Below are 24,567 nucleotides of genomic sequence, written 5' to 3'. Positions count from 1 at the left end.
TCTAGAAACCATGCCATTTTGTTGGCATGGTCTCCGATGTGTAGCGTTTTACTCTAAATCTTGCTACTGAGCCCAACGGTATGTAAGTTGTATCGCGATGGTATCGACATCGTTTTCTCGCAGAAAATAGCGTGAAGCCTGCAAGCCGAGCCCCCATGTCTCCGAAAGCGCATACCCCACTTCAGCACCTAAATAGCCATTAAAGCCGTCAATGTCAGTCTTAATGGTGCTACCTTGATAGGTACTTTCAATGTCCGCATTCCAAAATAGGCCACCGAGATTGACTTTGGCATGCCAAGCGTCACTTTGCCAAAATTGATAGCCCACTTCTAAGCCAACACCACTGGCCAAAATGGGCGAAACACTCGCCACACTTTGATGGTACTCCTGTGGCGAAGTGGTCGCGCCACGTAGCGTCGCGCTTCCTTCTCCCATATCCACATAGCGCAGCATCGCTGACCACTTTTCATCGAACTGATACCCCAAGCCAACCGAACGGTAGAAGCCGTTATCATCGGTTGAGACCACATCCGCCATGCTGACAGCGCTGCGCTCATCGGCATGGCTGACGCCCATCTGCGCATCGAGATACCAAGCCGCTTGAGAATTGAAACTCAGCGCAGCCAGCAGCGCCAACCAACCTTTTTTGCCAACGCGGCGCAGCGCGCCAGCGAGAGTGAGTAACATTAATGCCATACCGCCTAACGGGCCTCCTGAACTGTTTGATACATCGACATCTTTCACTAGTTTCACCGTCACCGTCACCTTGCCAGTGTCTTGCAGACCTTGGCTGTCTTGAATCACATAGGTGATAACATCCGTACCTTCAAAGCCCAAGGTCGGCGTGTAGGTCACCGTTTGATCGGCGTTCAACACGGCCTGTCCATGCTCGGGGTTATTAATTGATACCAAAGTCAACGCGTCATTATCAACATCACTGTCATTGGACAGGACGTTAATCGTGACTGGCGTGCGGTCGTTGGTTTCAACCACATCATCCGCGGCACGTGGATTTTGATTGTTAAGTACGTTGACCGTTACTTTGGCTGTACCCGTACCACCTTTACCGTCGGTCACGCTATAGGTAATGGTCGCCACACCGTAAAACTGTGACTGGGTGGTGTAACTCAACTGATTGTTTACCACGCTGACACTGCCGATGTCCGCAGAAGCACCTTCTAACAAGGTCAAGCTGTCGCCGTCGGCGTCCGTGTCGTTACTCAGCACATCAATGACCACGCTGCCATTGCGCGTGACCACTGCAGTATCGTCGCTTGCTTGTGGCAGCGCATTGCTGCTGGCGCGAGCGGCAACACCACCTGGGTCAACCACGCTGCCGTTTGCCATGCCGTCATCATCGTTCGGTCCACCGTCTTGAACGGTAAGTTGCACACACCAGTGGCCTTCAGTTAAGCCCGGTGTCCATGCACTGTCTCCAGGAGGTGGACAGTAGCCCGCTTCACCGGAAGTAGACGCAATCGAGTTGTCAGCATCTTCAACAAAATCGACCCAGCCCACGCTCGCTCGGAACTTGCGATAAACGGCATTCGCCGGAACAGGCAGACGTTGCGGCATAACCAATTGATAGCTCTGACCTGGCTGCGGCAAGTTGGTCGCCACAAAGTCAAAAATACCGCCAATGTTGTCCGCCTCGTTGTCGACCGTCAGCTCATTATCCAACAAGCGTGCTCCACCTGTCTGGTTTTCCACTATGGTGACACCTTTACGCAAACAAACGCCTGGTTGACCCTCAATGAGGAAACTGTCGTTCTCGGTTACCGTTTGCTGAATCACGTTACAGTCGGAGATGGCATCCAGATAATCCGGAATGCCGTTACCATTACTGTCGCCATGGCCTTCTTGGTCATCCGGAATGCCGTCACCATCACTGTCTTCACTGCCAAGCACTGCCAGTGCCTCAACCACTTCAAGATAGACGTTGTGGGTGACTGAAAGCGGTGGTGTACCGTTGTCAGTAACCGTCAGTTGCAGAGTGTAAATTGCTGAGCTGAGCGTTTGTGGCAAGAAAGTCAGTGTGTCGCTGTTTGTCTGGCCTACAATCGCTTGGTTGAGCGCATCGTTACTACTACTCCATGCAAAGGTGTGGGTGTCAGACGCGTTGGCATCGGTCACACTGCTGGTAATGGTGACCAAATCCGAACTATTATCAATCTTGCTACGCTGCTCTCCTGCCTGAGAAACATTGACCGAGACTTTAGGTGCCACGTTCTCTTCAAAAATCGTCAAGGTATAACGACGTTTACTGCCGAGGTTGAGCGTGTTGTCCAAGTCGATCACTAAGGTTTCTGCACTTTCACTCTGTCCATCATTCAGGATGTCAAACGAAAGCTTGCCTTCTGTTCCGCTGGAGATGACCACTTCACCCGAGGCGAGAGTATGGTCACTGCTGTCCGTGCTCCCCGATACCGTGTAAGGCACCACAACTGGGTAACTCGGCGCAGGGCCGTTGAGGTATACCGACACGGAGTGGCTGGTACCTTCAGTGGTTTGTGCATCTTTGGAAATGCTAATAAGCGGATGCACAATCACGGTTTGACTCGCCTCGGCCACATTACCTTGCGAGTCTTGGGTACGCCAATACACTGTATTGGCTCCAGGACGGAAGAAGGTATTGTTGTCGACCAAGGAGACCGGTAATGGTTTACCCGTGCTGTCTTCGGCGATCGCTGTCCCCAACGCCACTTTGGTAAAGAGTGAGGTCGCATTCACTTCCACATCGGCTGGCGCGGTAATGGTTGGCGCATCCAATTTCGCGCTGTTAATGGTCACTGTCGCTTTCGCGGTTGCTTTACCTCCGTTACCATCTTTCACACCGTACTGCACCGTCACGGTACCAATCGCAGTCGTCACAAGCTGGATTTGGCTGCCGACCGTCGTCGCGGTTCCTGAGGTTGGTCTTACCCAGTCCAGTTGCAACGTATCTTGGTCAACATCACTATCATTGCTCAGCACATCAAGCAGATAGATACCATCGTTGCTTTCAGTGAAGACAAAGGTGTCGTTGACCGCCACTGGCGCATCGTTGACGTTAATAACTGTAAGGTTAAACGCTGCGAGAGACGCGCTGAGTTCACCGTCAGATACCGTAATAACGATATTCTCGGTGGTACCAACATGTTCGTTGGCTGGCGTACCACTGAGCACACCGGTTGCAGTGTTAAAGCTCGCCCAGCTTGGTTTGTTGCTAATAGAGAAGCTCAAACTGCTACTATCCACATCCCCTGCCTGCGGCGCAAAGCGGTACGCACTGTCTTGGTTGACTGTGAGCGCAGGAGTACCACTGATGGTTGGCGTGTCGTTGACATTGTTCACCGCAATACTGAAGGTATTGAGTGTGGCTGTCGCTGAGCCATCAGAAACTGTAATAACAATCCCCGTATAGGTGCCGACATCATCATTCGATGGCGTACCACTTAACGTACCTGTCGCTGCATCAAAGCTCGCCCAAGCAGGTTTGTTGGCAATACTGAAGGTGAAGGCTTGGCTGTCGACATCCGATACTTGCGGTGTGAACAGATAAGCGCTGTCTTCATTCACTTGCGTTGCTGGTGAACCGGAGATAACCGGTGCATCGTTAACGTTATTCACGGTAATCGCAAACGCTGGCAAGGAGGCCGAAACGCTACCATCGGATACGCTGATCACAATACCCGTATTCGTACCCACATCACTGTTACTTGGCGTGCCAGAGAGTGCTCCTGTGGCCGTGTCAAATGTCGCCCAAGATGGTTTGTTAGCAATCGAATAGGTCAGTGTATCCGCAGGGTCATTATCCGATGCCTGAGGCACAAACTGATACGCACTATCTTCATCCACTTGCGTCGCTGGGCTACCGCTAATCACAGGTGCGTCATTAACGTTATTGACCGTAATGGTTACCAACGCCGCTTCAGAGGTGAGTTCACCGTCACTGACGCTGTAAGTGAAACTGTCCTGACCAAAGAAGTTGCTGTTACCCGTATAGACCGCTTGGTTACCGGTGATGGTCACGCTACCGTTAACTGGCGCGGTGGCGACTTGATAGCTCAGCGATGACCCTTCTACATCGCTACCATTTAAGGTGATGGTCAGCGGTGTTTCTTCCTCTCCCGTCGCGCTGACATCGGTCGCAGTGGGTATATCGTTGACCGCATTGACGGTCAGATCGACACGCACTTCCGTAGAGTCCAGATCACCGTCGTTGACCTTGAACAAGAAGGAGTCGGAGCCATTGAAGTTCGCTTCTGGTGTGTAACGCCAACTGTTGTTGGTCAACTGTTCTAGCACACCATGGCTAACTTGCTCAGTGATAACGTACTGCAGAGTGTCATCATCGTTATCAATGTCTGAACCGACCAGCGTGATCACCAAACTCTTATCTTCATCCAGTGTTTGTGACTGTGCTTGTGCCATTGGTGCATCGTTAACGGGTGTGACCGTCATGGTCACTGTCGCAACGTTAGAAACCGCACCTGCTACGTCTGCTACTGTGTAGGTGAAGCTGTCTTCGCCAAAGTAGTTTTCTTCAGGGCGGTAGACAATCGCTCCTGACGCCGTCACGCTGACACTACCATGAGCTGGCTTATCGACCACGTTGACGCTGGTGAGATCAAAACGGTCTCCCGTATCGACATCGCTATCGTTACCCAATACGTTGACTTCAAACGAGCCTTCTTCCAGTAGCTGCGCACTGTTATCAACAGCTACGGGGGCATCATTGACCGGCGTAATATTGAGCGTGACGGTTGCCGACGCTGAGACCGCCTGGCTACTGTCGGTCAGCGTGTAGGTAAAGCTATGCTGACCATTCACGTTCGCTGTTGGTACAATCTTCAAGGTGCCATCGGCGTTGACACTCACCGTAGCGAAACTATATATCCCCTCGCCTTGACCAAGATCTAGCAAGGTAATACTGCTCGCGGTGAATGACCCATCTTCGATATCACTGTCGTTACTTAAAACATCGAGTGTCGAGGTGACATCTTCATCAAAGGTAAGTGTGTCTGCCGCCGCCACAGGTGCGTCATTGACAGAACCGATATTAACGCTGACTGTTGCCGCAAGCGAAACGCTGCCTTCACTATCGGCGATAGTGTAAGTAAAGCTGTCACTGCCATTTTCATTCGCATTCGGCGTGTAGACAAAAGTGCCTGCGGTTTGATCAATGGTCACTTGTCCTTTTTGAGGCAAGCTCACCAATGCCAAATCACCCGTTGGGATGCCATCTTCCACATCCGTCGTTTGGCTGCGCACACTAAGCGCCGCACTGGCGGTATCTTCGTCGGTAGTGATGGTCAACGCTTTCGCCACTGGTGCATCATTGATGGCACTGATAGTGACGGTCACTGTCGCTTCTTGAGACTCCTGTAACAGGGCATCTTTCACGGTATAGGTAAAGGTGTCGGTACCTGTCTCATTGCTGTTTGGCGTATAGGTAACAACGCCGTTGCTGATCGACACCTGACCTTTACTTGGTTGCGTTTTCACCGTTGCAGAAGAAGCGACCATGTCATCATTAATGTCGGAATCGTTGGCTAATAGATCAAATTGTTTCGCCGTATCTTCCTCAGTAGAGAAGCTGTCATCAACCACCGTTGGCGCGACATCGTAACGTTTAGTGACGGTATCCGTCACTGCATCAGACGCATTGCCTGCGGCGTCGGTGACCACCACGCTGACTGTTAACGTCCCCTCTTGCAAACTTGTGACGTCAATGCCCGTTACTTGCATAGTTTCAGAGGTGATGGTTTGACTAGCGCCGTCAATGGTCGCGGTACCGTCGCTCACGCTATAAGTGAACATCGCGTTCACTTCAGCTGCTGCGAAGGTAAAGCTCATCGCCTGTTCGTTGGTTTTGTTAATGCTCTCCTGATCAATGCTGATGCTATGCCCAGTCGGGATCGCCGTATCCACTGAGATCACCAACTGAGTCGCTGCCGTATTGAGGTTGCCAGCCGCATCGCTAAACTTCTCTGCGGCAACATCAATGGTTGCATCCTCAGTGCTCTCTTCTGCAGGTGTAAATGTGGCCGTGTAGCTGGTGCCACTGCCCGCAAAGTTAGAAAGCGTTCCGCCAGCAACGGTCACATCAGATTCGGCAAAATCAGTTGCTGATTCAGTCAAGGTAAAGGTAAGCGTTGCCGTTTCACCCGCTTTCAGCGCATCGCTGGTGCTAGTAATACTAACGGTTGGAAGCACAGTATCGACACTGATAGAGATTGGTGTTGCTGCGCTGTTGCTGTTACCAGAGGCATCGGTAAATGTGCCTGTGGCAACATCAATGGTGCCGCTCGCCGTACTCTCTTCCGCCGGTGTAAAGGTCGCCGTGTAGCTGATGCCGCTGCCTGAAAAGCCAGACAACGTACCGCCACTGACTGTGATGTCCGTCTCGGCAAAATCACTCGACGACTCACTTAAGGTAAAGGTAAGCGTCGCGGTTTCACCCGCTTTCAGCGCCGATTTATCACTCGAGATAGTCACACTCGGCACTAAGCTATCAACGCTCATAGACAGTTGAGACGCAGCAGTATTGCTATTCCCCGCAGCATCGGTAAAGACATCTGCCGGCACGTTAATCGTCGCTGCACTGGTACTGTCTATCTCCGGCGTAAAGGTAGCCGTGTAGCTGCTACCACTGCCCGCAAAGTTAGAAAGACTGCCGCCAGTGACGGTGACATCCGATTCAGCAAAGTCACTCGACGACTCACTCAAGGTAAACGTGAGTGTTGCCGTTTCGCCAGCTTTGAGCGCCGACTTGTCGCTGTTAATACTCACTGTTGGTTGAGTGATATCGAGTGTAGCGGTAGCTAGTACAGGTGCTGCTGCATTACCCGCATCGTCAGTGACAGTCACCGACAAGCTTAGGGTTCCATCATTTAGGCTGCTGATATCACCAATACTCACGAGCTGATCCGCTGTACTGATACTGCCTGAACCTGTTACATCAGTGCCACCGCCATTACTGCTTAATACATAATTATAGGCTGAACCACTTTCTGCGCCGCTAAAGGTAAAGCTCGCTGAACTCGCTTCCGAGGCGTTATAAGTAGTGTCATTCAAAGCCACGCTGTGGCCCGTCGGTACCGCCGTGTCGAGCGTGCTGCTCGCCGTCACCGCCGAGGCGCTGTTGCCTGCGCTGTCCGTCACGATGACCGACAGCGTCAAGGTGCCGTCATTAAGATTGGACAGGTCGATGCCACTGAGGGTCTCACTGGCGCTGGCAAGCGTGCCTGTGCCCGTCACGCTGCTACCACCATTAGAGCTGCTGATGGTGTAGCTGTAGTTGGCCCCCGCTTCCGCGTTGCTAAAGCTGAATGACGCCGCCGTTTTCTCCGCATTCGAGTACAGCGTATCGCCAAACGTCACGCTGTGGCCCGTCGGTACCGCCGTGTCGAGCGTGCTGCTCGCCGTCACCGCCGAGGCGCTGTTGCCCGCGCTGTCCGTGACGATGACCGACAACGTCAAGGTGCCGTCATTGAGATTGGACAAGTTGATACCACTGAGGATCTCACTGGCGCTGGTGAGCGTGCCCGTGCCCGTCACGCTGCCGCCGCCATTGCTGCTGCTGATGGTGTAGCTGTAGTTGGCCCCCGCTTCCGCGTTGCTAAAGCTGAATGACGCCGCCGTTTTCTCCGCATTCGAGTACAGCGTATCGCCAAACGTCACGCTGTGGCCCGTCGGTACCGCCGTGTCGAGCGTGCTGCTCGCCGTCACCGCCGAGGCGCTGTTGCCTGCGCTGTCCGTGACGATGACCGACAGCGTCAGGGTGCCGTCATTAAGATTGGACAGGTCGATGCCACTGAGGGTCTCACTGGCGCTGGCGAGCGTGCCCGTGCCCGTCACGTTGCTGCCGCCATTAGAGCTGCTGATGGTGTAGCTGTAGTTGGCCCCCGCTTCCGCGTTGCTAAAGCTGAATGACGCCGCCGTTTTCTCCGCATTCGAGTACAACGTATCACCAAACGTCACGCTGTGGCCCGTCGGCGTTTGGGTATCGACACCGATGTTCTGTTGCGGGGCCGCCGTGTTGTGGTTGCCCGCCGCATCGGTAAAGGTATTCGCCGCCACGTTGATGGTCGCCGTGCTGGTCGTATTAGCGGTCGGGGTAAAGGTCGCGGTGTAGCTGGTGCCGCTGCCGGTAAAGCCCGACAAGCTGCCGCCGGTCACGGTAATGTCGTCCGCCGCAAAGTCATTGCTGTTTTCCGACAAGGTGAAGGTCAGCGTCGCGGTTTCACCCACTTTCAGGGCTGATTTGTCGCTGCTAATGCCAATGCTTGGCAGCGCCGTGTCGACCACTTGCACACTTTGCGTCGCCGCGCTGTTCGGGTTCCCCGCCGTGTCTGTCGCCACACTCGCCGCCACATCCACCGTGAGGTTGCTGGTGCTGTTGGCCGTTGGCGTCACCACTAGGGTGTAGACCGTGCCACTGACGGCCGTGAAGGTGCCCTTGGTTCCACCGGATACGGTGATGTCGTCTTCGGTAAAGCCCGTCACGTTCTCATTGAAGGTAAAGGTGTACAGCACATCGCCCGTGGCCGTGCCCGTTGTGTCGTCACTGATGGTCACTGTTGGTGCTGCGGTGTCGAGCGTGCTGCTCGCCGTCACCGCCGAAGCGCTGTTGCCCGCGCCGTCCGTGATGATGACCGACAGCGTCAGGGTGCCGTCATTAAGATTGGACAGGTCGATGCCACTGAGGGTCTCACTGGCGCTGGCGAGCGTGCCCGTGCCCGTTACGTTGCTGCCGCCATTGCTGCTACTGATGGTGTAGCTGTAGTTGGCCCCCGCTTCTGCGTTGCCAAAACTGAATGACGCCGCTGTTTTCTCCGCATTCGAGTACAGCGTATCGCCAAACGTCACGCTGTGGCCCGTCGGTACCGCCGTGTCGAGCGTGCTGCTCGCCGTCACCGCCGAGGCGCTGTTGCCTGCGCTGTCCGTGACGATGACCGACAGCGTCAGGGTGCCGTCATTAAGATTGGACAGGTCGATGCCACTGAGGGTCTCACTGGCGCTGGCAAGCGTGCCCGTGCCCGTCACGTTGCTGCCGCCATTAGAGCTGCTGATGGTGTAGCTGTAGTTGGCCCCCGCTTCCGCGTTGCTAAAGCTGAATGACGCCGCCGTTTTCTCCGCATTCGAGTACAACGTATCGCCAAACGTCACGCTGTGGCCCGTCGGCGTCTGTGTATCAACACTGATGCTCTGTTGCGGGGCCGCCGTGTTGTGATTACCCGCCTCATCGGTAAAGGTATTCGCCGCTACGTTGATGGTCGCCGTGCTGGTCGTGTTGGCGGTTGGGGTAAAGGTCGCGGTGTAGCTGGTGCCGCTGCCGGTAAAGCCCGACAAGCTGCCGCCGGTCACGGTAATGTCGTCCGCCGCAAAGTCATTGCTGTTTTCCGACAAGGTGAAGGTCAGCGTCGCGGTTTCACCCACTTTCAGGGCTGATTTGTCGCTGCTAATGCCAATGCTTGGCAGCGCCGTGTCGACCACTTGCACACTTTGCGTCGCCGCGCTGTTCGGGTTCCCCGCCGTGTCTGTCGCCACACTCGCCGCCACATCCACCGTGAGGTTGCTGGTGCTGTTGGCCGTTGGCGTCACCACTAGGGTGTAGACCGTGCCACTGACGGCCGTGAAGGTGCCCTTGGTTCCACCGGATACGGTGATGTCGTCTTCGGTAAAGCCCGTCACGTTCTCATTGAAGGTAAAGGTGTACAGCACATCGCCCGTGGCCGTGCCCGTTGTGTCGTCACTGATGGTCACTGTTGGTGCTGCGGTGTCGAGCGTGCTGCTCGCCGTCACCGCCGAAGCGCTGTTGCCCGCGCCGTCCGTGATGATGACCGACAGCGTCAAGGTGCCGTCATTAAGATTAGACAGGTCGATGCCACTGACGATCTCACTGCCGCTATTCACCGTGCCTGTGCCCGTCACGCTGCTACCACCATTAGAGCTGCTGATGGTGTAGCTGTAACTGGCCCCCGCTTCCGCGTTGCTAAAGCTGAATGACGCCGCCGTTTTCTCCGCATTCGAGTACAACGTATCGCCAAACGTCACGCTGTGGCCCGTCGGTACCGCCGTGTCGAGCGTGCTGCTCGCCGTCACCGCCGAAGCGCTGTTGCCTGCGCCGTCCGTGACGATGACCGACAGCGTCAGGGTGCCGTCATTGAGATTGGACAGGTCGATGCCACTGAGGGTCTCACTGGCGCTGGCGAGCGTGCCCGTGCCCGTAACGTTGCTGCCGCCATTAGAGCTGCTGATGGTGTAGCTGTAGTTGGCCCCCGCTTCCGCGTTGCTAAAGCTGAATGACGCCGCCGTTTTCTCCGCATTCGAGTACAACGTATCACCAAACGTCACGCTGTGGCCCGTCGGCGTTTGGGTATCGACACCGATGTTCTGTTGCGGGGCCGCCGTGTTGTGGTTGCCCGCCGCATCGGTAAAGGTATTCGCCGCCACGTTGATGGTCGCCGTGCTGGTCGTATTAGCGGTCGGGGTAAAGGTCGCGGTGTAGCTGGTGCCGCTGCCGGTAAAGCCCGACAAGCTGCCACCCGTCACGGTGATGTCGTCCGCCGCAAAGTCACTGCTGCTTTCTGACAAGGTGAAGGTGATGGTCGCCGTTTCCCCCACTTTCAGCGCTGATTTGTCGCTGCTAATGCCAATGCTTGGCAACGCCGTGTCGACCACTTGGACACTTTGCGTCGCCGCGCTGTTCGGGTTCCCCGCTGTGTCTGTCGCCACACTCGCCGCCACATCCACCGTGAGGTTGCTGGTGCTGTCCGCCGTTGGCGTCACCACTAGGGTGTACACCGTGCCACTGACGGCCGTGAAGGTGCCCTTGGTTCCACCGGATACAGTGATGTCGTCTTCGGTAAAGCCCGTCACGCTTTCGCTGAAGGTGAAGGTGTACAGCACATCGCCCGTGGCCGTGCCCGTTGTGTCGTCACTGATGGTCACCGTTGGTGCTGCCGTGTCGAGCGTGCTGCTCGCCGTCACCGCCGAGGCGCTGTTGCCCGCGCTGTCCGTCACGATGACCGACAGCGTCAAGGTGCCGTCATTAAGATTAGACAAGTCGATGCCACTGACGATCTCACTGCCGCTATTCACCGTGCCTGTGCCCGTCACGCTGCTACCACCATTAGAGCTGCTGATGGTGTAGCTGTAACTGGCCCCCGCTTCCGCGTTGCTAAAGCTGAATGACGCCGCCGTTTTCTCCGCATTCGAGTACAACGTATCGCCAAACGTCACGCTGTGGCCCGTCGGCGTCTGTGTATCAACACTGATGCTCTGTTGCGGGGCCGCCGTGTTGTGATTACCCGCCTCATCGGTAAAGGTATTAGCCGCCACGTTGATGGTCGCCGTGCTGGTCGTATTAGCGGTTGGGGTAAAGGTCGCCGTGTAGCTGGTGCCGCTGCCGGTAAAGCCCGACAAGCTGCCACCCGTTACCCCAATGTCACCGACCGTGAAGTCACTGCTGCTTTCCGACAAGGTGAAGGTCAACGTCGCGGTTTCCCCCACTTTCAGCGCTGATTTGTCGCTGCTAATGCCAATGCTTGGCGAAACGGTATCTACCGTAATCGCCAAACTTGCGCTATCAGCGGTATTGCCGGCGGTATCAAAAGCGCGCGCTGTAATTGTGTGGTCACCTGCGGTCAGTGCTGAGCTTGCAGTAATGCTCCAGACGCCACCGCTGACAACAGCGCTGCCGATGGTGCCATCGACATTGGAAACGAGAGTAACGGTGTCACCGGTGGTACCTGTTCCTGTAAAGGTTGGCGTGCTGTCTTTTGTCAGGTTATCTGTGTTAGAGGTACCCGTGTCGCTGCTCGCCGCGAGATCTGGAGTACTTGGCGCGGATGGCGCCGTGGTGTCAATCGTTACACTCAGCGAACCAGAACTGCTGCTGACGTTATTTGCCGAATCCGTCGCTTTGGCGGTGATTACATGCGTCACTCCCGCCGCTAATTCGTCGGTCGTGATCTGCCAGTTGCCATCAGTTGCGGTTGCGGAACCTATGGAAGTAGCGCCACCGCCGACTTGGTCGCTATACAAGGTAACGGTCGCGCCACTTTCCGCAGTACCACTAAAGGTTGGCGTTGTGTCATTAGTAATGTTGTCGGTATTAGATGCACCTGTATCAGAGGCGGCATAAAGATCCGGTGTTGACGGCGCGTCCGGCGCCACGTTGTCCACCACGGTAATGGTGAAGGACTCTTGGAAAGTGGTGGTACCGTCATCGCTTTGCACGCAAATGCTGTAACTTCCGGGCGTCAGTGCCGTTTTACTTTGCAAGGTACTACCTGTGAATTGGAAACTGTCGTTGCCCGTGCTGGCGCTACAGGTTCCATTTGTACTGCTGCTTGCCGCAACCAAGCTGTAGGTGTGAGAGTCTGCACTGTCCACATCGGTGGTACTCGCGGTCGCAACTGTAGCAGCGCTTCCTGTTGCTGACTGGTTCACCGAAGTCGCTGAAAGCGAAATATCCGTTGGTGCGTCATTTTGCGCCGTTATGTTGACCACGGCCTGATTGATGCCAGTGCTGTTGGCCGTTCCATCATTAAACGTAAAGTCCAGAGTGACACTGGTAGCGGGATCTTCTGAGCTGTTCTGGTAGAAAATCGCCTGCAATACTGAATCAACAATCGCTGATGTTGCGTTGCTATTAAAGCGCAAAACAAGCGTTCCGTTTGAATTAGTGGTCACCGTACCCACAGTCGTATCGTTGTACGTAAAGCTGCTGCCTTGAGCGAGCGCACCGAGTAGCCCACCATTAGTAAAGATGTCTTGGCTATTCGCTCCGCCGTTTCGCGCAATGGTTAGTGTGGCGTCGTTGTAGTTACCCAAGCCGCTATTGAGTGCATCTAGCTCGGTATCCGCGACAGTTGCGTTGTCATCAATAGCAACAGCACTGCCATTTTCGGTAAAGGTATTACCGCCATTGAGGCCGCTAAACGTTGGTGCATCATTCGGTGTAATAAAGGTGATTAAGGTATCGCTACCGCTGTCTGCAACCGTGAAATCTAAAGAAGCCGCTGGGCTATTCGAAAGTGAGATCGCCACTTCAACGCCAGAGAAATCGGTACCGTTGGTATCGATTTGCAGAACATTGCTGCCATTAAAACGCACATTACTCTTACTGAGCCCGGTCACACCAGTTAGCGTGATAGTATCGCCGACGCTCAAATCCGTAATGGTGTCGCCTGAGAGATTTGACGCACTGCCGACAAAATTATCATTGCCAGCATTGCCTGTCATTGAATCTGTGCCACCGCCCGGTCTGATGGTATCCGCCGCACTGCCACCGACAAAAGTATCGGCACCATTAAAGTCGGTTGCGGAGATAACCAAGGCATCGCCGCTCAGGGCGCTGGCATTCAAACTGATATTACCTACAATCGCACTGCCACTGGCGTTTGTTACGGTTACGGGATTGCCGTTTGAATCAAAATTATCGGTCAGCGTTATTGTGAAGTTATTGTTGGTACCAATAGCGAGGTTTTCAATTTCAGATACGCTAGTGGTTGAAAAGTCGAAGGTACCGCCATCCATTAACTTGAGCGTTTCTGAGCCGCTGGATCCGCTCATTGCTGTGCTAAAGTCACTGACGTTGGCCGCATCGATAGCCACGGTTGCACCACTGGCTAAGCTCAGCGTACCGATATTAAGGAACGAACCCGAAGAGAGATCGGCTCCTGTTGATGCAAGCACGGTATCTCCCACACCCGAATCACCCGTCAGCGTTCCTGAGTAACCACTGCCCTGAACATTAAACGTGACAGCATCCGTACTTGAATCTGCGGTGACACTGGTCGTCGCATTGCTGATTGTCACAGTCCGAGTGTTATTGCTTGCATCACCCAGACTATAATTCTCAACGTCAAACAAGGTGGTGATATCACCATCTCCAGTGATGGAAATCGTTTCACTTCCCGTCGCGGTCACTGTACCAGAAAACGCTTGATGCTGAGCGGCGGTCACGGTCACGCTTGCACCACTTGCTAGAGTTAAATTGTTAACGCTATTTAACGTACCACCAGCGATATTCGCTCCGTTTGAAAGTGAGAGTGTATCAGCCACACTACTTTCACCAGAAAGTGTGCCCGTCAGGGTCAGAGAACCAGCGTCAAATGTGATTGCATCGGTTCCCGAGGTTGCGGAAACCGATGCCCCTCCAGTAGCAAGAGTAATAGTTCTGGTGTTAGTTGTTTCATCCCCAACAACAAAACTTTCCACATTGGCTAAGGTCGTGAAATTGCCATCACCTGATATCGTGATTGTTTCTGACCCGGGTGCTGTGATCGTTCCTCCAAACTTTGAAGGCTGATTAGCTTTCATGGTCACAGAAGCATTGTCCGCCAAAGTCAGATTTTCAAAATTAACTATCGTGGCACCAGAGATATCAGCACCACTGAAGAGACTCAGTGTATCTATACCACTGGCAGGGTTTAGCACACCAGTGAGTGTTAAACTGCCGGCAACAATGGTGTCATTGCCGCTACTACCGGTAATATTTTGACTACCACTGGATAAGGTGACGGTATTCGCCGCGCCTAAAACATAGGTTTCAATACTGCTTGCCGCAGTAAACCCATCGGTTGCAGTCGAAATAGTGATCTGTTCTGTGCCTGCACCACTGATCGCACTGAAACTATCGTGCTGCGCTTCTGTCATCGTGACCGATGCGCCGCTGTCTAATGAAAGGGTTTCGAATGTGCTTACCGTAGCACCTGCAATATTCGCCCCATTTGCCAACTCTAAAGTATCGCTGCTGCTGCTGCTGCCAGTTAATGTGCCAGAAGCAGTTACTGCACCAGTCTTAACCGTAATAGCACTACTGCCACCCGTCACATTTTGTGCTGCATCACCAAGTGTAAAAGTCAGCGCGGCATTAAGTACATACGTTTCAATATCGGCATCACCCGACAGCACGCCATCACCGTCTGCACTGCTAATTGTAAATTGGTTGGTTCCGGTCCCATTGATGGTGGTAAAGCTCTCATGCTGCGCTTCCGTTAAGGTGAGCGAACCATCGTTATCTGGCGTCAACGTTTCAAAGTTGGTTAGAGAGGTGAGAGTCGACAAATCGGTGCCAGTTGTTACAACAAGTGTATCCGTGCCTGCACCGCCATCGGCGGTAGAACCTGCCGCGTGCGCACTATTCGCTATCGTCAGTGTTTCATCACCACTGCCAAAAATAATGGCAGGTGAAAGGTTCGTGCCCGTTGTTGTATTAAAATTAACAGCGGTAGAACTTGCTGCGTTCACATCTGAAACACTAATAGTTGAGGTACGTGATGTACTGCTATTAGTACCATCATTGACGACTACTGTGATTGTTCTTGCGGTCGTATTTGGGGTGCTGGCTTTATTATTGTATTTTACAGATTGTAAAAAAGTTGCGACTGCTGATGTGGTTGCACTCAAGCTACTAATCGTTGTTTCGAGCGAGCCATTTACGTCCGAGGCGCCCGATGTTCCTTTAAGCGTATCAATTGCCGAGCCAGAGATGTAGATACCTTCATCTGTGTCGCCATGAGAGTTAGATAAGCTTATTGTAATTGAAGTAATCGTATCGCCATCAGCATCCGTGACACTCGCAGAAGGCGCAATATTTACCCCACCACTGCCCTCGAAAAACGAAGCAGTGGTGTCATTACCACCACTGCCCTGCAAATCCACTACTGGCTTGCTATTAACTGCGGTTGAATTAATGCTACTTTCAACGGCGCTACCGGTGGCATTAGTATTTCTAGGCGTCACCTCGAAGCTAATAAATTTACCTTCTTGGTTAGTGGTCAGCGTAAAGGTTTGTGACGTTGCGCCGCTAATCGCTGCTTTATTTGAGCCACCACTGGTATCCGATGCATACCACTGAAACGTAGTACCGCTTTCTGTGTCGCCATCACTGTCGCTGTAGCTGTAAGAGCCAGTTAAAACTTGCCCAACAGCTAGCGTACCACTAAAACTCACATTGCTTGCTGTAGGTGCACTATCAGGCGCCGTTACCGCAGTCGAGTTAATTGCGCTTGATACTGCAGAGCCCGTCGCTTTGCTATTTTTTGGTGTAACTTCGAAACTGATAAATTTACCAACTTGGCTAGCGGTAAGCGTAAAGGTTTGTGATGTAGCGCCGCTAATCGCTGCTTTATTTGAGCCACCACTGGTATCCGATGCATACCACTGAAACGATGTACCGCTTTCTGTGTCGCCATCACTGTCGCTGTAGCTGTAAGAGCCAGTCAGCGTTTGGCCAACTTGCAAGTTACCACTAAACGTGACGTTGCTCGCTGTGGGCGCATGGTCGGTCTGAGGAAAGCAATCATCGTTGGTATTACAAGCATCACCGTCATAATTGCCACCATAACAAGAACCGGCCCCCGGCTGACAATAAGTACTTGCCGCCGCATTGGCCTTCCCCGCCGCTTTTGCGCCACCAACAAACTGAGATTGTGGGCTTTGGCTAGGAGAAATACTCGCCAACTGCCCTTTGGCTTGTTTAAGCAAGCGGCTGCCTTGATTAAATCGTTTGGCTGATCGCAGGAATGCATCCAGATCGAATTCCGACCTTTGTACACTGTGCGAATCGGCCTGCTGCACAACGGCACTCGGCTCATTCAACTCTTGAGTGTCTGTTATTGCAGCCACGACGTTGGGTGAGGCAAAGGCCATTCCGCCAGCCACTGCCAACGAAAGCAATGAAGGCGCCATGTGAGAACTAGGCGAGGAAACTTTTCCTTCGGCAGGCGTTGAGCGACCAAACAGCTGCGTTATCGCGCTAGCAAGCGGGGAGACACGAAACGATTTTGACATAATCAGTCCTGTAAATTTTTGAGTTGATGATCTCAACTTTCTAAGCTAGCCAACCTGTATTTTCGTGTAACCGCAGAGAGACAGCGGCCACACGCTTTACGTTTGCACTGACATAGGGCGAGAATATTAAAGATACATACATACTGTAACACTGATGCAATTACGCCCCACTGATTGCATAACATTAATATTACAAATGTTACATCGATCAAAAATAATTAAAAAAGATACACTTCACTGACTTCTTCGGCATCCCAAGCGAAAATGTGTGGATTTACACTCTCCGCCAGCAGATCGACATCGTAAATTTGCGCCACTTCCTCACTAAATTGCATGCGCGCTACCATTTCACCACTACGCAGATCCACGGCGACAATACCGCCCCAGGTTTCCTCTTGCTTTTGCAAAATAGGCATATCCGTATTGCGCTTGCTGCCATCTTTTGCGGGGCGCAGCCGAGAAAGCCCCATCAGAGCGAGATCCCCCACACACTTTAGCCCGCGGGTGAAACCGGGGTATTCGCCCACACAAGTGATGTTCAACTCGTCTTTGCTTGCTGCGTAAGGATTCTCAATGCACCACAGTCGGCCCGCACCGGATTCACAGAAATACAACTTTCCTTGGTGGAAACGGGGAGAGTGAGGAAGGCTTAACCCATCGCATAAAATGAGGTTATCTGCTGTACGAATAATCACGCCTTGGTGACTTAACTCGCTTTTCCATGAGTAAGCTGCATCACTACTTGTAAAACAACTGACGAATTCAGGCTGGCCGTTAACTACAGCCATGCCATTCAAGTGACATCGATCCTCGGGTGTCAGTTCGGAGATAAAAGGTGGTTGCCAGAGCGGTTTAAAACTGCGCTCTGGGTGAGTGGTAGCGATGCAACTGAAGCTGCTATTGACAAAAACTAACCCTTGCTCGGTGTACGCCATATCGTGCGTATTGAGAAACCCCGTCACCGTGGAACTGCAAGGCACAAAGAACACGTCTTTTTCCTTGTTCAACGTTTCCAGTACTTTGTGCTGATGCGGATTCTCAAGACGTTGGTAGTGCAACAGTTGCCCATAAGCGGCAAAGGTCAGTTTATTCTGCTCAGGATTTATGGCGATCCCTAACAAACGGGGAACGTAAACGGAGCTGACGTGGATATTTTCTCCGTCTGAGCTGCTTAAAAGCAAGAGGCTATTTGCCGAATAGGAGCTTACAATGAGGCTCGAATTGAGCGCTTGAAGGAGTGGAGCGAAACGCTCGCAGTACGTCACCTCAAATTCTTTAGCTTCTTCTGAGTCGGATATCTGTGCATCACTTTGGTATTCGCGATTCTCTGCCATTCGGCGGTCCTTTCCTTTGTTATTCTGTTGTGTTGACTTCACGTCTGACGACTAATGTCGGTGGATACCAAATCATTTTTTCGTGCGGCAGTTCCATTTTATAGGTTCTAAAACCCAGCTTGAGGTATAGCTGCTTTGCCGCCAGATTTAACTGTTGAACGGAGAGGACCATCGGTACCCGAAGCTGATTGGAAGAGTACATAAATGACCGTACTACTGCCTCTCCAAGACCATGACCTCTCGCCTTTTGTAGAAAAGCGATGTCAACTAAGTGGACATGGTTGTCTGTAAAGTCCAGCACTGCTCGGCCGACGGATTCACTATGGTACTCAATGATAAAATAGAGTGCGTTGGGAAATTGCTCCCCATAACCTTGATTCATCGCTCGAAACTGCATGTCGATAAGCGATTCTACAAAGTCACGTTCTGCATCAATGAGGCGTAAATCGCTACGCTTTTCATTATGTAAAACTTCTAAGAATGGATTGTCATTCGCTCTTGCGGGTCGGACGTGCAAACCCGCAGGTAAGTTTAACTGATGTAAATTCAAAGCACTTCTCCCTATGCTATTGATCAACGGTTGTTTTCTTTATTTCTGCTTCTACTTCCTTCAGCAAATTGGTGACGTTAAGCTCTGGGGTAGAAAAGCGGATCAACAAATGCTTTATATCCTGAGCGGTAAAAGTTGGCCCAATGCTCAGCAATGTCGCTACTACACCACTTACGGCAATGCTGGCCGCAGACGTCCCGCTGTAAGAAATCGTTCGACCTTGCTGCTTAATCAGATAGGGTACCGGCATTGTAACACCAATATGTTGGCTTTTTGCAGGCCACATCGTCCCTGAACTTGCCGCATTGATCACTATCAGCTCTGGCTCTGCGGCGAAGCTAAATGAGTTGTCAATCGGAAAGCTGGTGTTACCTGCTGCTGCAACGACCACGGTTCCTTTACCTTCTCTGCCATATTTAGTCAGCAGTGTTACCGCATCAGAGACAACTTGCGGAGTAAAACGCAGTGTCCAAGGGCAGGCAACCACATCCGCTTTGGCGGAGCTGGCCAATTGCAGCGCAAAAGCCACCTCAGAACCCCAGTTAACACTCCTCTCAATTAATATCGGTGTAGCAAATGGAGCCAAGCCTAACGAATCACGGCCATTTCCCCATAGTAAAGACAAACTCGCGTTGCCATGATAGGGGTCATTAAACACTGTCCTTGAGGCGGATTGTTTGTCCCTAGCAGTGTCAAGTAGATGCGTATCATAATTTAGTAATATATCGGATAGATTGAGCGCGCTGTCTGTAATATCAAATGCGCTATCAATCACAGCGACTCTAATGCCCTTACCTGCTAAGGGTGGCCAATCTTCAAGTTGTAATGCTTGACGAACAAAGTGTTTGGGCTCAGCGAAAGGGACGGAATTTGTGCGATGTTGCAACGTGGCTCCATCACGCTGAAGAAAATCGGGTTCTGCGAGTAAAATGCCCGATTTTGTCGGCAGAGTATTGGCCAGGCTTACTACTTCATTCGGGCCCGGCAGCTTAACTAAGCTCCACATAACCCCATCAGGCAGAACCACCAACGGCATCACAGGATAGCCATTGAGCTCATCCAAGCTCGCCAACTCAACGCTGCTTAAATGCTTAACAAGCAGCCTATCCTCAATTCTCAAAACAAACTCGCCCAATTTGGCATGGGTATATTCAGGAGCCCCAGAGGTCACTGCTGCCAAGGATAGCGTAACCCCTCGGTTGTGGTACTGCACCGTCATCTCGTTTGGCCATGCAGCGGCCATATGAGGTATAAAAAGCCAAAGGCCGAAAACCATCCGAGACACTATTCTTACTACTGCTAACATACTTCGTCTCAAAAATGCACCATTACACTTATGTTTCTCCGTACCAATATAACGGTTCTGGGAGTCGCGACAAACCGAAAACAGGATAACCCCGACCAATCAATAACAGTGGGGCTATCCGCGATTTTGTTGCTTTAATTAGAAACAACCTCAATTTCTTGATGGGAACACACCGTCAATGCAGATGAAAAAGTTTATCGCTAAAAAAGGCTGACGATTCTCATGGGCAACACTGCCACCTGCAACACCCAACACATTCCCATTCATGGGGTAATTAGGTTCTATTGATGTACTGTAGCGATCAATGCTAGTCCCATTGCCGTCCCTCAAGATTGATGGCACTGCCCCTGTAGGATCGGATGTCACCGTCGCTGACGACTTTCCTCTCAATTGATGTGTATGACTGGGCATCTGCGAGTCAGTTAATGTCACTTCTGTAAGACCACCGATTTGAGTAAGTGTTCTCGGTGTCAAACCGGGCGCAGATCCTTGTGAGATGGGCGATCGACCACGAAGATCAGGTACTGCCATCGTATTTTGCCCCGGAGACCCTCCATATAAATTGCCTATAACAGCATATAACGCCTGATTTTGAGAAATTAACATCGTCTGCCCATTACAATAGGCCCATCCTACAGGCGAGAACGTATAGGGTAACATCATAATTTCGCCAAAAAATGCTTCACTCATCGTTAACTCCTCAGTTAATTTCTTGTGGGGTAAGCACCTGCAGTGCAGATAATAAAGTTCAGAGCTAAGAATGGTGACATATTATAGTGCGCACCGTTGCCTCCTGCTTCTTGAATGGCGCTGCTCTTCATCGACGCCAAACCATCTGCATTTTGCACGGCCACATATTGATTGGCGGAGGCTAAGGCCTGTCCATAGGGGAGTGTGCTATCGGCCTCAACAGTAGAAACATTGAAGCTATGGGTATGCCCGGGGATTTGATTTTCCGTTAATGTGACGGCTTCAGTGCCAAATACTTGCCCTAAAACACGAGGAGTCAAACCTGGACCACTGCCAGATCCAACGGCGACACGCCCTCGTAAATCCGGCAAACCAAAACTACTTCGACCATCTCCTCCAAAATAGCTACCAATCAAAGAAAATAAAGCTTCATTGCCAGCAACAGAGAGAAGAGTTCCACTGCAATAGGCCCAGTTCTGAGGAGCATAATTACCAGCAAATAAGGTAATTTCTGACATAAATCGAGTTGACATGTGACTTTCCTTAATTACGTTGTGGATACAGGCCCTTTAAAGCAATGCAGAAATGAATAACGGTGCTGGGCTGAACGTTATTGTGCGGCAACCCCACGTTGTTACTGCTAGGTGCATCGCCTATCGTCAGTGAATTTAATGGCGCAGTCGTGCTCTCCAGATCGCCATAAGCAGGCAAGGCATTACCAGCAACACCCGCAAAAATGGTCGGTTTGGAACCATTAGGCGAATTGGGGCGAAATGCATCTCCCTCTGCTGAGGTCACTCCGACCAAGTGGATGTGGATAGGCAATTGCGGCAAGGTGAGTGAGACGGTTTCCACTCCGCCCTGCTGACCTTGGAGTAGCGTAGGTGAAGATTGAACTGGCATCCTTCCTCTTAAATCAGGCAAATTAAAATAGGTCGTACTATTTCCACCAAATGTAGTGTTAAGTAGTGAATAGAGAGCGGGATTCTGAGTTATTGTAATTTGGCTACCATCACAAAACGCGTAGTCTTTAGGCGCAAAATTACACGCAAACATCTGAATATTACCAAGATACGGTTCCATTGTTCTTCCTTATTGCTCTGATTGAGGTTGAATCCGGCGCGAGAAAATTATTTCTAATTCTTCGTGAGAGTTCGGTGATACAAATAATTGTGCAGTGCCCAGTTCTGGGTGACTGAACTCGTAGATACCTTGATTAAACATCACATCGTCATTTTGGTGTTTTAAATAAAGTGCAAAAGCATCCCACTTATCACCATGAGTAGCCGTGCGCGCTACATCCAATATTTCCAGCTCGACCTCAGTATCATCCACTCGGGTTCGCAATGTTTGCCCAAGCAATGTACTCAATGTTTCAAAATTGTATTTCTCCATTAGATGACCCTTTATTGACTACAAACATACTTACAATCGGCAAGTGAGTTATCTCAATGCCGTTAATCGATACCCCGGCGTTTGGCTGACGTGGTAATTGAGTTGCCATTGACAGAGATCAGGCTTTGCCAAATGTGCCTGTTGCTCTGATGAAAAAGGGAGGTGAAATGGCAGATTTAAACTGCAGTCATATCCTCTCAACCAGTGTTCCCCGTAGACTTGAATCTCAGTACAGATTTCAATAGCTTGATGGTTCGTTTCGAATGGCCACTGAACAATGACATCTAACGCCGTTTTATCCCCTTGGTTGAAAAGCTCCGTAGCTTGCTTATCCAACCGAGAACAGATATCGAGGGGAGTTCTTTTTCCCTGTTGATCAACAACATTTAGGTGCATTTCAACCGTTTGTGGTATCAGGGCACCCTCTTCTTTAAGCAACAAAACGAGATTGGAAAACACCGAGACTTGCGGTTCAGTATCGAGCGCCGCTTTCATCGTTTCCGAAACGAGCAGGTCAAAACGTTGCTCAGAAGTCCAATCAGTTGCGTCGCTGCAGACATAGTTTTCAACTCTGTCTTGCAAACCAAAAGCACTGACCAATGAACCTAGTTTTTCGAGTGAAGTGGAATGGATATCGAGCATAGTGACTTGAAGCTGTTTGGCCGAGTAGAGGCTCATCAAGGGTAGAAGTAATGTCGCAAAAGGGCCCGTTCCTGCGTATAGAACGGATACAGTACGGCCCTCTTTTTGCCTCTCTTCAATCGCTTGATATATCCCTTGAAGGAACGCCGCCGTGCGAGCAAACTCTTCACCACATTTTGCCGCCACCAGCATCGACACCGCTTTTCCATGATTGGTCATCGTAAAGTGGTCATCAACAAACATGGTCGGGTTGAGATCCAACTCAACCAGATTAGCGAAACTGGTCACCAGCTCTCTTACAGGTTGTCGCAATGTGTAGCGTGCTTGTGGCGCGCAATACACGATTTGCTTGGTCAACTGCGACAACCATGCTTGCCGTTCAGCTAATGTGTCATCACACAAATTACGATGCTCAGGCAAACCTAACGCGTTCCTAAGCCAATCATTGGCTAGGCAGTCAATCACCAAGTGAACACGGGGAATTTCCCCACGGTGATACACCGCGTGCTCACAATCAGCGTTCAAGTACCACAGCTCACCAGGTGCCATATGCACTGATTCACCATTCACTATAAACTCCACATCGGGCTCTGAAGTCAGAGATAAATGCAAGCGCGCCTGCCCATTTGAGAAGCAAAGCCCCCTATCACGATGTGGGTGGATCACCGCGCCGGGCATCAGACGCATAAGCCGAATTGAGAGGAGTGGGCAGCAAAGCTGAGAGAGAAAAACTTCCAGCTCCGGAAACACTTTCATTGCAGGGTAATTGACGTAGTCTCCTTCGCCTTGCGACTCTTCCAGAGCAAATGACTGCAAAATGGGCGAGCTTTCACTGTATTTTGCCAATCCGCGCAACGGGTAAACTTGCCACCCACCTTCATAGCAAGCCCGATTGACGTGACTGACCCAGTCAGACTCGTTCAGTGCGCCTAACGTTTTTTGTATCTGAGCCAGCGGGAGGAAATCGTCCCGCAAGCGATAGTAGTCTCTATCCACACCGACCAACCATTAAAAGTCATCATGCATAAAAACTTAGCTCATAGTTAGACATGCGCAATGAATTGCTCTGCGAATGAGCAACTTTTTTAATATGTGCAACCTTTCTCACATTTGAAGCAAGATCATAATTTTGGGCTCATTGGCTACAAACAAAAAACCTGCCTTGCTCGGGGGGAAGCAAGGCAGGTTTTTTTCGGGGTAGATGATTTGTCTATCAAAAAATGTTCATTTCGACCTATTCATCCCGCCAGCTCGCCATCGACTCGCAAAGTCAACTTCAGCTTTTACTCAGATGTTGTTGGAAGAATGAGGTCATTTTGTCAAATGGGATCACATCCATCTGGTCGTACAGATCGGTGTGGTTGGCTCCCGGGATAATCATCAGCTCTTTTGGCTCTGCAGCCGCTTCGAAAGCGGTTTCACTGAAATAACGAGAGTGCGCCTTCTCACCATGAATAAACAGCACCGGACAAACGCTACTCTCTGCTTCTCTTCAAAGCGCTCCCTAAAATCAGGTTTAAGAATCTGGCTAGAGTGTTTGACCTCGAAGAATGTTGATTGCTCATTATGACCTATTGCTAAAAAGTCAGGAGTATATCGGCACTTGCGGTTATTGAACTGATAGTGGAAGCCAAAAGGTTGAGAGGTAAAACTGTTGATGTTTGGGTTGTATTCGAGGTGAAAACAGAAATCGAATTCCAAAATGGAAAGAGTGCGAACAACAGCATCGTTCTTCAAGCTCATGAACTTACAGATGTTGTGTACGTGAGATGATTTCTTAGTTTGGTCAAACATAGCCAAGTCACTTTTGTTGTAAACCTACAACAAAAAAATAGACTATGAAAACTTATGGTGCAAAT

General features: G+C 51.3%; 10 protein-coding genes and 1 pseudogene. All 11 read right to left on the bottom strand.

All coding sequences use genetic code 11. The features are described 5' to 3' along the window. Positions 1-63: 63 nt before the first annotated feature. The gene (locus I3X05_RS04825) at positions 64-16,791 is read right to left on the bottom strand and encodes an Ig-like domain-containing protein (protein ID WP_337970980.1); all 16,728 of its coding nucleotides are present in this window, start codon (positions 16,789-16,791) and stop codon (positions 64-66) included. Between the two features lie 218 nt (positions 16,792-17,009). Next, the gene (locus I3X05_RS04820; RefSeq protein WP_193167260.1) at positions 17,010-18,125 is read right to left on the bottom strand and encodes a TIGR03032 family protein; all 1,116 of its coding nucleotides are present in this window, start codon (positions 18,123-18,125) and stop codon (positions 17,010-17,012) included. Between the two features lie 19 nt (positions 18,126-18,144). Then, complete coding sequence (locus tag I3X05_RS04815; RefSeq protein ID WP_045572538.1) at positions 18,145-18,675, bottom strand: GNAT family N-acetyltransferase; 531 nt, start codon at positions 18,673-18,675, stop codon at positions 18,145-18,147. Positions 18,676-18,691: 16 nt separating this feature from the next. Continuing rightward, on the bottom strand, positions 18,692-19,894 hold the full coding sequence (locus tag I3X05_RS04810; RefSeq protein ID WP_171816783.1) for a S8 family serine peptidase: 1,203 nt from the start codon (positions 19,892-19,894) through the stop codon (positions 18,692-18,694). A 237-nt stretch (positions 19,895-20,131) separates the two neighbouring features. Then, positions 20,132-20,671, bottom strand: a complete 540-nt coding sequence (locus I3X05_RS04805) for a phage tail protein (RefSeq protein WP_045572534.1) — start codon at positions 20,669-20,671, stop codon at positions 20,132-20,134. A 14-nt stretch (positions 20,672-20,685) separates the two neighbouring features. Beyond that, complete coding sequence (locus I3X05_RS04800) at positions 20,686-21,204, bottom strand: phage tail protein (RefSeq protein ID WP_045572533.1); 519 nt, start codon at positions 21,202-21,204, stop codon at positions 20,686-20,688. A gap of 10 nt (positions 21,205-21,214) precedes the next feature. Beyond that, complete coding sequence (locus I3X05_RS04795) at positions 21,215-21,754, bottom strand: phage tail protein (protein WP_045572532.1); 540 nt, start codon at positions 21,752-21,754, stop codon at positions 21,215-21,217. A 9-nt stretch (positions 21,755-21,763) separates the two neighbouring features. Next, positions 21,764-22,066 carry a DUF6916 family protein gene (locus tag I3X05_RS04790; RefSeq protein ID WP_193167261.1) on the bottom strand — a complete coding sequence of 101 codons (303 nt, stop codon included), beginning with the start codon at positions 22,064-22,066 and terminating at the stop codon, positions 21,764-21,766. Between the two features lie 48 nt (positions 22,067-22,114). Next, positions 22,115-23,704, bottom strand: coding sequence for an aspartyl/asparaginyl beta-hydroxylase domain-containing protein (locus tag I3X05_RS04785; RefSeq protein ID WP_171816782.1), 1,590 nt, complete (start codon positions 23,702-23,704; stop codon positions 22,115-22,117). Positions 23,705-23,984: 280 nt separating this feature from the next. Beyond that, positions 23,985-24,173 carry an alpha/beta hydrolase gene (locus tag I3X05_RS04780; RefSeq protein ID WP_045572530.1) on the bottom strand — a complete coding sequence of 63 codons (189 nt, stop codon included), beginning with the start codon at positions 24,171-24,173 and terminating at the stop codon, positions 23,985-23,987. Positions 24,174-24,181: 8 nt separating this feature from the next. Continuing rightward, positions 24,182-24,502 (bottom strand): annotated as a pseudogene (locus tag I3X05_RS04775) (Tn7 transposase TnsA N-terminal domain-containing protein); the annotation flags it as partial. Positions 24,503-24,567 lie beyond the last annotated feature (65 nt).

It is taken from the genome of Vibrio navarrensis, assembly GCF_015767675.1.
Taxonomy (GTDB): Bacteria; Pseudomonadota; Gammaproteobacteria; order Enterobacterales; family Vibrionaceae; genus Vibrio.
Note: the sequence above shows the minus strand (reverse complement) of the source record. Positions and strands in the feature narration are given on the sequence as shown.